This window comes from Corallococcus sicarius (assembly GCF_003611735.1).
GTDB classification, from domain to species: Bacteria; Myxococcota; Myxococcia; order Myxococcales; family Myxococcaceae; genus Corallococcus; species Corallococcus sicarius.
Window position 1 is genome coordinate 1 of sequence record NZ_RAWG01000336.1, and the last position, 9,951, is coordinate 9,951.

9 protein-coding genes are annotated in these 9,951 nt (G+C 69.3%); 4 read left to right on the forward strand and 5 right to left on the reverse strand.

Going from position 1 to position 9,951, the window contains the following annotated elements; all coding sequences use genetic code 11:
* The coding region (locus D7X12_RS43165) for a hypothetical protein (RefSeq protein ID WP_158620181.1) at positions 1-226 on the forward strand (226 nt) is incomplete at its 5' end.
* A 10-nt stretch (positions 227-236) separates the two neighbouring features.
* Here the strand turns inward: D7X12_RS43165 and D7X12_RS34585 are convergent.
* A complete protein-coding gene (locus D7X12_RS34585; RefSeq protein WP_120629476.1) occupies positions 237-1,088 on the reverse strand; it encodes an NmrA family NAD(P)-binding protein in 852 nt (283 codons plus the stop codon).
* Positions 1,085-1,510 carry a nuclear transport factor 2 family protein gene (locus D7X12_RS34590; RefSeq protein WP_120629477.1) on the reverse strand — a complete coding sequence of 142 codons (426 nt, stop codon included), beginning with the start codon at positions 1,508-1,510 and terminating at the stop codon, positions 1,085-1,087. Before D7X12_RS34590 ends, D7X12_RS34585 begins: the two co-directional genes overlap by 4 nt.
* 99 nt (positions 1,511-1,609) lie before the next feature.
* Here D7X12_RS34590 and D7X12_RS34595 point away from each other — a divergent pair, with 99 nt between their 5' ends.
* Both D7X12_RS34595 and D7X12_RS34600 read left to right on the forward strand, forming a co-directional pair.
* Entirely contained in the window at positions 1,610-2,578 is a 969-nt protein-coding gene (locus D7X12_RS34595; protein ID WP_244224953.1) for an AraC family transcriptional regulator, read from the forward strand.
* A 119-nt stretch (positions 2,579-2,697) separates the two neighbouring features.
* Positions 2,698-2,853, forward strand: a complete 156-nt coding sequence (locus tag D7X12_RS34600) for a hypothetical protein (RefSeq protein WP_244224954.1) — start codon at positions 2,698-2,700, stop codon at positions 2,851-2,853.
* Between the two features lie 6 nt (positions 2,854-2,859).
* Here the strand turns inward: D7X12_RS34600 and D7X12_RS34605 are convergent, their stop codons facing one another.
* Positions 2,860-3,225: a GFA family protein gene (locus D7X12_RS34605; protein WP_120629479.1), complete on the reverse strand. Its 366-nt coding sequence runs from the start codon at positions 3,223-3,225 to the stop codon at positions 2,860-2,862.
* Between the two features lie 79 nt (positions 3,226-3,304).
* Positions 3,305-7,048 carry an isoleucine--tRNA ligase gene (gene ileS / locus D7X12_RS34610; protein WP_120629480.1) on the reverse strand — a complete coding sequence of 1,248 codons (3,744 nt, stop codon included), beginning with the start codon at positions 7,046-7,048 and terminating at the stop codon, positions 3,305-3,307.
* Positions 7,049-7,217: 169 nt separating this feature from the next.
* On the opposite strand from ileS, the gene D7X12_RS34615 reads away from it, so the two are divergent.
* On the forward strand, positions 7,218-8,393 hold the full coding sequence (locus tag D7X12_RS34615; protein ID WP_120629481.1) for a glycoside hydrolase family 26 protein: 1,176 nt from the start codon (positions 7,218-7,220) through the stop codon (positions 8,391-8,393).
* A gap of 10 nt (positions 8,394-8,403) precedes the next feature.
* On the opposite strand, the gene D7X12_RS34620 is transcribed toward D7X12_RS34615, so the two are convergent.
* The coding region (locus tag D7X12_RS34620; protein WP_244224955.1) for an SDR family NAD(P)-dependent oxidoreductase at positions 8,404-9,951 on the reverse strand (1,548 nt) is incomplete at its 5' end.

The following is a 9,951-nucleotide window of genomic DNA, read 5'->3' on the forward strand; positions in this document are numbered from 1 at the left end:
GGGGCTGGGCATGAAGGGCGGGGGCGGGCTGCCCGCCGTCGTGTTGATCCCCACGCTCTTCATCGGCGCCGCCTGGCTCACGGCGGGCCTCACGGGGCTGCTGACAGGCCGCCCCTGGGACAAGACACCGTTCTGGGTGAAGTTGCCGATGATGATCCTCGGCTCCGTGATGGCCCTGCTGGCCTGCTTTGCCATCATCTGGTTCGCCCCGCAGCTCCGCCGGTAGGCCTGTCGCGTCAGCGCCAGACGCTGGCGTGGGCCCGGGCGAAGGTCTCGAAGTCGCGCGGCGGCCTTCCCGTGATGCGCTGCACGGTGTCCGTCACGCGGTCCTCGGCCCCCTCGCGGATGCGCGCGTCCAGCTCCACGAGCAGGCGCGCGTAGGTCTCCGGCATGCCCGCGTCCTGCATGTGTTGTCGCGCTTCCTCCGGGCCCAGGTGGACGTGCCGGAAGGACCGGCCCGTCACCTTCGACATCACCGCCGCGAGGTCGTCGTAGCGCAGGGCTTGCGGCCCGGTGATGACGTGCGCGGTGTCATGCGAGGCTTCATCCGCGAGCGCCCGGACGCCCACCGCGGCGATGTCCTCCGCGTCCACGAACCCCACGCGTCCCTCGCCCGTGGCGGACCGCAGCGTGCCGTCGCGCCGGAGGCTCGCACCGTGCTGGTGATGCGGGTCGGTGAAGTTCTGCATGAACCACGAGGGTTGCAGCACGCTCCACTCCGGCGCGTGTTCGCGGAGGAAGCGGTGTACCTGCCCCAGTCCCGGGGCTCCCTCCGGGATGGCGGAGGCGCTGAGCACGACCACGCGCCGCACGCCCCGCGCCAACGCGCGTTCAATGAAGGTGCACATGAGGACGGACGGGTCCTCCACCAGCCCGGGGGCCAGCAGGTACATCCGCTCCACGCCCTCCAGCGCTGCATCGTGCGTCGTGGGGTCCGCCCAGTCGAAGCGCACGTGTTCGGCGGAGGGGAGCAGCGGCGTGGTGTTCCGAGTGGTGGTCCGCACCCGGAACCCTTCCGCGACCAACCCCTGCGCGAGGGGCCGTCCCGTGTTGCCCGCGGCGCCGGTGACGAGGATGCGCGGCTTCATGCCTGCTCCTTCACGAAGGACGCCGGGACGGCCATGGGGTTCCAGTACTCGGCGTAGCGCACGATGCGCCCCTCGCGCAGGTGCAGCCGCATCACGTAGTCCTGCTCGTAGTGCACGTGGCCCGGCAGCAGCGTCGCCGTGCCGTGGACCTCCATCCATGCGACGTCCGGGTCCGTGGTCGGGTAGCGCCGGACGTCCGTGAAGGCGAGCCCCTGGAACCGCTTCGTGATGGGCACGAAGTAGCCCCGGAGGGCCTCGATGCCCTCCAGGCGAGAGGACGCACCGAGCGAGGGGGCATAGGGGAATTCAACGACGGCGTCGTCGGCGAACAGGCTCAGCCAGCGTTCGACATCCGTGCCGATGAGCGCGAGGTGCGCGTCCATCACGCGGGCCAGGTCGGGGGAGGGGGCGGTGCGGTCCATGGGAGGCTCCATCAAGAGGTGATGGACCTAGAATGGAGCTGGCGTTATGGACGCTCAATGTCACTGCGTCCAAAAGAACTGTCCAGGAGTCCAACGCTTGTGGACGAAAAGACCGACGTCGTCTCCGACGTGCTGGAGACGCTGCGCTTCAAGACGCTGCTCTTTGGCCGCGTCGACCTGGGCGCGCCATGGGCGCTGCGCCTGCCGCGCAAGGCGAACGCTTCGTTCTACGTGGTGGCGCGGGGCAGCCTGCGCCTCCAGGTGGAGGGCACGGCGAAGCCGGTGTTCATGTCCGCGGGCGACGTGGTGCTGCTGCCGCGTGCGCCCGCCCACGTGCTGGACGACGGCACCCGGAAGGCACCCGCGGCCCGCGACTTCATCTCCAGCGAGCAGCTCCGGGCTTCCGCGGGCGCGTCCGTCCGGCTGGGCGGGCCGGGCGCGGACACCACGCTGATCACCGGCTGCTTCCAGTTGGGGGCGGGCGCCACGCATCCGCTGCTGCGTGCCTTTCCCTCCGTCATCCACCTGTCCACGCAGGAGCCCGGCAGGGCGCCCTCGCTCGCGGCCACGGTGCAGCTCATCTCCGCGGAGACCGCCGCGCCGGGACCGGGGAGCGCGCTCGTGCTCGGACGGTTGGCGGACGTGCTGCTCGTGCACGCGCTGCGCGCCCAGGCCGTGCTCGCGAAGCCGGGCGAGGCCGGCTGGAAGGCCCTGGCGGATCCGGCCATTGGAAACGCGCTGTCCCTGATGCACGAGCGGCCCGGCGACCCCTGGACGGTGGAGCGACTGGCGGCGGCCGTGGGCCTGTCGCGCTCCGGGTTCGCCGCGCGCTTCCACGCGCTGGTGGGTGAGACGCCGCTGCAATACCTGTCCAACTGGCGGATGACCCGCTCCGCGCGCTGGCTGCACGAGTCCGACGACAGCCTGGATGCCATCGCCGAGCGCGCGGGCTACGAGAGCGCGCCCGCGTTCAGCAAGGCCTTCAAGCGCCGCTGGGGCATGGGCCCCGGCGCGTATCGGCGGACGCCCACGCTCCGTGAAACGGGCCGGGTGGTGTTTGACACATAGGTCCTTTCCGTCACGTCGTCCCTGGCCGTGGCGTCCACGCTGGGTGCCGCGTCCGCGCTCGCGGCGGAGCCGTTGACGGGCGTGTACCGGGGCGAGGTGTATTCGCAGCCTCGGTCGCCATGTTCCCCTCGGGGCAGACGCGCAGCTACACGTCCGCGTTCACCATCCCCACGTCGCTGGGTGCGGGCACCTACCGTGTGGACACGCTCGTGTACACGGCGGACTGGAGCCAGACGCTCCTGTACCGCAACGACACGACGTTCACCGCGAACTAGCGGCGACTAGAGGTCGCGCCTGTCCAAGAACACGACGCGCACGGCGTCCAGGTTGAAGTCGTTGAACAGCCGCGCGTTGATCCCGACCCTGAACTTTCCCGGCACGGGGGCGTCGTTCTCCCAGACGGGCATGTCCGTCCAGGTGCCGCAGCCGCAGACCTGGCAGTGGTGGTGTTCGACGGGCGCGTTGCGGTCGTAGGTGACCACGCTCTCGCGGCGCGTGATCTTCACCTGCTCCGGGTCGTAGTAGGCCCAGAGCATGCCCCGCTTGGAGCAGAAGGTGCAGTTGCACTGGGTGAGCTCCTTGGGCGGCTCCGTGACCTCGAACCGCGTCGCACCGCAGTGACAGCTTCCCTTCAGGGGCTCGCTCATCCCTCCATCCTGGGGGATGCGCTTGCTTTCTCCCTAGGGGAAAGACGCGGGGCCCCGAAAGGCCCCGCCCCTCCACGACTCAGACGCGCTCGACGCGGATGCGCGCGGGCAGGCCGTTGAGGCTGTCCTCCACCTCGGTGCCGGTGAGGCCCTCGGGGCCCACGTGGATCTCCGACGCCAGCGTCTCGCGCTGAATCTCCGCGCGGGCCGCCTCGACGACGCGCTTCACCCGCGCATCACCGTCCACCCAGAGGCGGATGCGGTCGGTGTAGCCCAGGTTCAGGTCCTTGCGGCTGCCCTGCACGCGCGCCAGCAGCTCGCGCACCAGGCCTTCGTCCTCCAGGGCCTCGGTGAGCTGGGTGTGGAGCACCACCACGCCCACGCCCGAGCCAGCGGCGGCGTAGCCGGGCTGCGCCTCCACCAGCGTCTCCAGCTCCTCGGCCGGGAAGACCATGTCCTCGCCGCCCACGTTCAGGGCCACCTTGCCCGTCTGGAGCAGCTCGTGGTGCAGCGCGCGGCCGTCACCGGAGTCGAACGCCTTGCGCACCGGCGCGAGCTTGGGCCCCAGCCGGCTGCCCATGGCGCGCAGGTTGGGCCGCACGCGGTAGCGCACCACGTCCGCCTCCGGGCTGCCCGGCTCCACCAGCTTCACGGTGTGCACGTTGAGCTCGTCGGAGATGAGCTCCTGGTACACCGCCACGCGCCCCGCCAGCTCGCGGCGCGACAGGATGACGTCCGCGCGCGACAGCGGCTGGCGCACCTTGAGGCGGTTGTCCGTGCGGACCTTGAGGCCCAGCGACACCAGCTCGCGCACCGCGCCCATCTCCGCGGCCAGCCCCTCGTCGATGAGGCTTGTGTCCACGTCCGGGAAGCGCGCCAGGTGCACGCTCTCCGGCTGCGTGCCGGGCCACGGCTTCGCCACCAGGTTGCCCCACATCTCGTCGGTGAAGAACGGGATGAAGGGCGCGGACAGCGCCGTGATGGTGGTGAGCGCCTCGTAGAGCGTGAAGTACGCGTCCTGCTTGTCCTGCTCGAAGCCCGGCGCCCAGAAGCGCTCACGGCTGCGGCGCAGGTACCAGTTGGACAGCGCGTCCACCAGCGCCACCATCCGCTGGGCCGCGTCGTACACCTGATACGCGTCCAGCGCCTTGGCCACGTCGCGCAGGGTGAGCTGCACCTCGGAGAGGATCCACCGATCCAACACGGGCCGGGCCTTCACCTCGCGCCAGCCCTCGCTCTTGCGGATGGCCAGCCACGGCGCTTCCTTCGCGCCCGCGTTGCCCTTCGCCGGGTTGAAGCCGTCGATGTTCGCGTAGATGGTGAAGAACGAGTAGACGTTGCGCAGCTTGACCTGGAAGTCCTTCTGCAACAGCCGCACGTTCGCCAGCGAGTGGCGCGTGTTGGACCAGGTGGGGCTCGCCGCGTAGAAGAACCACCGGAACGCGTCCGCGCCCGGGGCCTTCGTGGCGGGGTCCTTGAGCACCACGCGCTCACCGGCCGGGAGCCGGGGCACCTCCACCGGCATCACGTCCGCGCCGCGTGCCGACGGCTTCACGTCCAACGCCTGCAGCTCCGCCGGAGCGAGCAGCACCACGCGGCGCTTGAGCTTCTTGTGCACCTTCACCGTCACGGTGACGGCCTTGTCCGGCCGGTCCGAGCGGAAGAGCTGCACGCGCGCGCCCTCCTGCGTGTCCAGGCCCTCCAGGTCCTCGCGCGCGATGAGCGCCACGCCGGGCTCCGCGGGGACGCCGGCCTCCGTGGCGGTGAGCACCGCGAAGTCCATCCGCACCTCGTCCAGGATGATCTCCGGCGGGGTGTAGTTGCCCTTGGACTTGGACTCCTTCTTGCCCTCCTTGTCGGAGACGTGGCCCAGCACGATGCAGCTCTTGTACGGCATGGGCCACTCGCGCTTCGGCGTGAGCCCCATGCGCTTCTGGGTCTCCTCGTCGAACACCAGCGTGCTGACCATCAAGAGCGAATAGAACCACCCGCGCGTCTGGTCGATGGCCTCGGAGATGAAGTCCGCCGGGAACGCGCGGTTGAACGTCTCCTGGGAGCCGGGCGCATGGGGGAAGCCCCACTGCGCGAAGGGCATGCAGCCGGAGTCGAACCACACGTCCACCACTTCCGGGACGCGCTGGAACTTCCCGCCCGCGCCGGGCTTCTCGTAGGTGACCTTGTCGATCCACGGCTTGTGGACCAGCAGGTGCTCGGAGTTGGACTCGTGCGGCTTGCCGGCGAGGAACGCCTTCAGCTCCGCCTCCACGGCGGCCACGTTGTTGCCCGGCTTCGTGCGCAGCTCCGCGAGCGACGGCACGGCCTCCGTCTCACCCGTCTCCGAGTGGATCCACAACGGCAGCGGCGTGCCCCAGTAGCGCTCGCGCGACAGGGCCCAGTCCACGTTGTTGTCGAGGAAGTCGCCGAAGCGACCGTCCTTGATGTTCTCCGGCACCCAGTTGACGTGCTGGTTGTTCTTCTTCGCCTCCTCGATGACGGAGGTGGTGCGGATGTACCAGGCGGGCCGCGCGTACTGGATGAGCGGGTCCTCGTCCGCGCGCCAGCAGAAGGGGTACTCGTGGCGGTACTGCTCCGTGTGGATGAGCAGCCCGCGCTCCTTCAGGTTGCGCTGCAGGTCCTTGTCCGCGTCCTTCACGAAGCGGCCCGCGACGAGCGGCACTTCTTCGGAGAACGTGCCGTCCGGCTTCACCGCGCAGCGCATCTCCAGCGCGTCCGGGTCCTGGAAGCGCTGGCTGTCCTTGCGGAAGGCCCGGTAGTCGTCCTCGCCGAAGGCGGGCGCGGTGTGCACGATGCCCGTGCCGCTGTCGAGCGTAACGAAGTCCGCGGCCATCACGCGCCAGGACACCGTGTCCCTGCCGCCGTCCTTCAGCGGCAGCGTGGCGTCCGCGTCCTTCGCGAAGTACGTGTCGAAGGGCGGCGTGTAGCGCTTGCCCACCAGCTCCTGGCCCTTCTGCGTGGCCAGCACCGGCAGGTCCTTCTTCAGCTTCTTCGCCAGCTCCTCGCGCAGCGCGGCGGCGAGGATGAGCTTGCGGTCGCCCGCGTCCACCGTGACGTAGTCCACCGACGGGTTGACGGCCGCGTACATGTTGGACGGCAGCGTCCAGGGCGTCGTCGTCCAGATGAGCAGCGACGTGTCCGGCGCGTCGCGCAGCGGGAAGGCCACGTAGACGCTGGGGTCATCCACCGTCTTGTAGCCCAGGCCGACTTCCGCGGCGGACAGCGCGGTGCCGCCGCGCGGCCACCACCACACCACCTTGTGGCCCTGGTACAGCAGGCCCTTCTTGAACAGCTCGGAGAGCGCCCACCACACGCTCTGCACGAAGCCGCGGTGATAGGTGACGTAGGCCTCGTTCAGGTCCACCCAGAAGCCGATGCGCTGGGTCAGCCGCTCCCATTCCGCCGTGTAGCGGAACACGGACTCGATGCAGCGCTCCGTGAAGGGCTCCACGCCGTACTTTTCGATCTCCGCCTTGCCGTGGATGCGGAGCTCCTTCTCCACCTCCACCTCCACCGGCAGGCCGTGGGTGTCCCAGCCCGCCTTGCGGGGCACGTAGTGGCCCCGCATCGTCTGGTAGCGGGGGAACAGGTCCTTGATGACGCGCGTGAGGACGTGGCCGTTGTGCGGCAGGCCGTTCGCCGTGGGCGGGCCCTCGTAGAAGACGAAGCTTTTGGCCCCTTCGTTCGCCTTGAGCGATTTCTCGAAGATGCCGCGTTCCTTCCAGAAGGCCAGGACACGGCGCTCCTCGGCCGGGAAGTCCATCTCCACGGGGACCGCGTCGAACAGGGGCGAAGGCTTTTCAGACATGGTGGCGTGCTTGATACCACCGCGCGGGCCCGCTGGCAGTGAATCCAGGCCCTTGCGGCCTGCCCCGCCGCTCGCTGGACAAATCACCTTTCACTGAAATTCATGTAATCCGTGGCGGAGGGATGGCACCTTGCCCGCTTCCCGGGCAGCCCCTGGAGGTCCCCACGTGATGCACGTCACCCGTCGTTCCCTCTCTCCCGTCGTCGCGCTCATGGCGGCGCTGGTGCTGTGCCTGGGCGCGAGCCCGGCGCGGGCGCAGGTGTCCCGCACGCTGAGCACGCCGTCCCCCACGGCGCAGGCGCAGAAGGTCTACAACCTGCTGACGGACCTGGAGAACAACAGCCGCAACGGTGGGACGAAGCAGACCATCATGGGCCAGCACTGCGAGGCGCAGAAGGAGGCCTACGCGGGCGAGTACTGGGTGAAGGTGGGGGACATCTCCGGCCGGCGTCCGGGCTTCGTGGAGTTCGACTTCGGGCCGGGCAACTACCACGCCACCTACAACGAGCCGTACGTGGACTACGCGGTGGGCTTCGCGCGCGACCGCTTCATCTACGGGGAGGGCATCGTGGGCTTCAGCTTCCACCAGTCCTATCCGGGCGCGTCGGTGAAGAGCTGGGAGAACAACTTCCGGCAGTCCTGGATGGATTACAACTGGATGGGCCGGGTCATCAACTGGCAGGCCAACACGGCGGAGTACCAGGCGCTGCTGCGGGATTTGTCCTTCGCGGCGGACAAGCTTGCGTACCTGCGCGACCAGGGCGTGCCGGTGCTCTTCCGCCCCTTCCACGAGATGAACAAGAAGGGGAGCGCGTCACCGTTCTGGTGGTCCAACCACGACCCGGCCCAGTACCGGCAGCTGTGGAACATCGCGCACGACTACCTGGTGAAGACGCGCGGGCTGAAGAACCTCATCTTCGTCTGGTCGCCGTATGAGTGGGACGGGACGTACGGCGGGGACCCGTGGGGCTACTACCCGGGCAACGACCGCGTGGACGTGGTGGCGGTGGACATCTACCACGGCAATCCCTACTTCCCGGGGCGCTTCTACACGGACCTCGCGGGCTACAACAAACCGCGCATGGTGGCGGAGACGGACAAGCTGCCGGTGCGCTGGGGTGACAGCCGCTACGGGACGGTGTCGGAGCTGGACGCGCGCCCGTGGGCCATCTACTCGGTGTGGGGGGACTCGCTCGTCTACAACCTGGGCACGACGAGCCCCAACGACTGGAACGTGTCCAGCAACTACAAGGCCATCAAGGACACGTATGGCTATTACGGCTCGTACTGGCGGGTGCTGACCGGCGGCGGCAACGCGACCTACAACTGGGCCGCGTTGCGCTGAGGGCCGCGGTTCACCAGTTGGTGGGGCGGTAGTCCTTGAAGAAGTTGCCCCACACGAACTCGTTCGTGTTGATGGCCGTCATGACGGGGTCGACGATGCGCGCGGCCCCGTCCACGATGTCGAGCGGGGGCTGGAAGTCCAGCTCCTGCACCTTGCGCTCGGCGTGCTGCACCGGGTCCTCGTCGGTGACCCAGCCGGTGTCCGCGGCGTTCATGAAGATGCCGTCCTTCGCGTAGTCCGGCGCGGAGGTGAGCGTCATCATGTTGAGCGCGGCCTTGGCCATGTTGGTGTGCGGGTGCTTGTCCGTCTTGGTGCCGCGGGAGAAGCTGCCCTCCATCGCGGACACGTTGACGATGTGGCCCGGCTGCGAGCGGTCGCGCATCATCAGCGGCTTGAGCTTCCCGCAGAGGATGAAGGGCGCCACCGCGTTCACCAGGTGCACCTCCAGCATCTCCGCGGTCTGCACCTCCGCGAGCTTCAGGCGCCAGGAGTTCGTCTTGCGCAGGTCCACCTGCTGGAGGTCCGCGTCCAGCCGGCCCTGCGGGAAGAGCGCCTGCGTGTCGGGCTCCTGCTCCATCGCGTAGGGCAGGAGCGACAGCGCCGCGGACGAGTGGATGCCCAGCGCGGGGTCGCTGCTGCGCCACGTGGCCACCGGCAGCGAGGACACCGTGTCAGCCGCGTCCCCCATGTGGCCGGGGTTCAGCATGGGCCGCAGCGCCGCGATGCACGCCTGGTGGCTGGCGAGCAGCGGGCGCACCTCCTCCGGCAGCGTGTTCGCGGGGCGCAGCTCACCCTGCAAGAGGTGCTGGTAGAAGCCCGGCGGCCGGCGCACCGTCTGCGCCGCGTTGTTGATGAGGATGTCCAGCTTCGCGTGCGTCTCTTCGATGTGGCGCGCGAACAGCTCCACGCTGGGCGCGTGGCGCAGGTCCAGGCCGTGGACGTGCAGGCGGTGGGACCAGTCCGCGAAGTCCGGCTCGCGCGCGTAGCGGAGCACCGCGTCCTGGGGGAAGCGCGTGGTGGCAATCACGGTCGCGCCCGAGCGCAGCAGCATCAGCGACGCCTGGAAGCCAATCTTCACGCGCGCGCCGGTGATGAGCGCGACCCTGCCGTTGAGCGGCGCGCGCTGGGTGCGCCGGGCGTAGTTGAAGTCGCCGCAGGCGCTGCACAGCGTGTCGTAGAAGAAGTGCAGCTTGCGGTACTCCGCCTTGCACACGTAGCACTTGCGGGGCACCTCCAGCAGGCGCTCCTCCACGTCCACGGGCGGCGGCGCGGGCAGCATCGGCAGGCTGAGCACGGGCGCGCGGCGCAGGGCGCGGATCTCCGTGGTGGCGCGCACGACGCTGTCCTTCTTGCGCTGCTGCTCCTTGCGCTCCTTGCGAAGCGTGTTCTGCAGCCGGTTCTTCGCGGCCCGGTCCGGGTGCACCAGCCTGCTGGCGGCGGCCAGGAGCCCGTGGTGGACCTCCTCCGGCATGCGCGTCAGGTGTACGCGGTGGTGGGCCAGCATGTTCAGCAGCTCCGTGGCGCGGAGCACCTCCTCCTGGCTGGGGGCGGGGGGGAG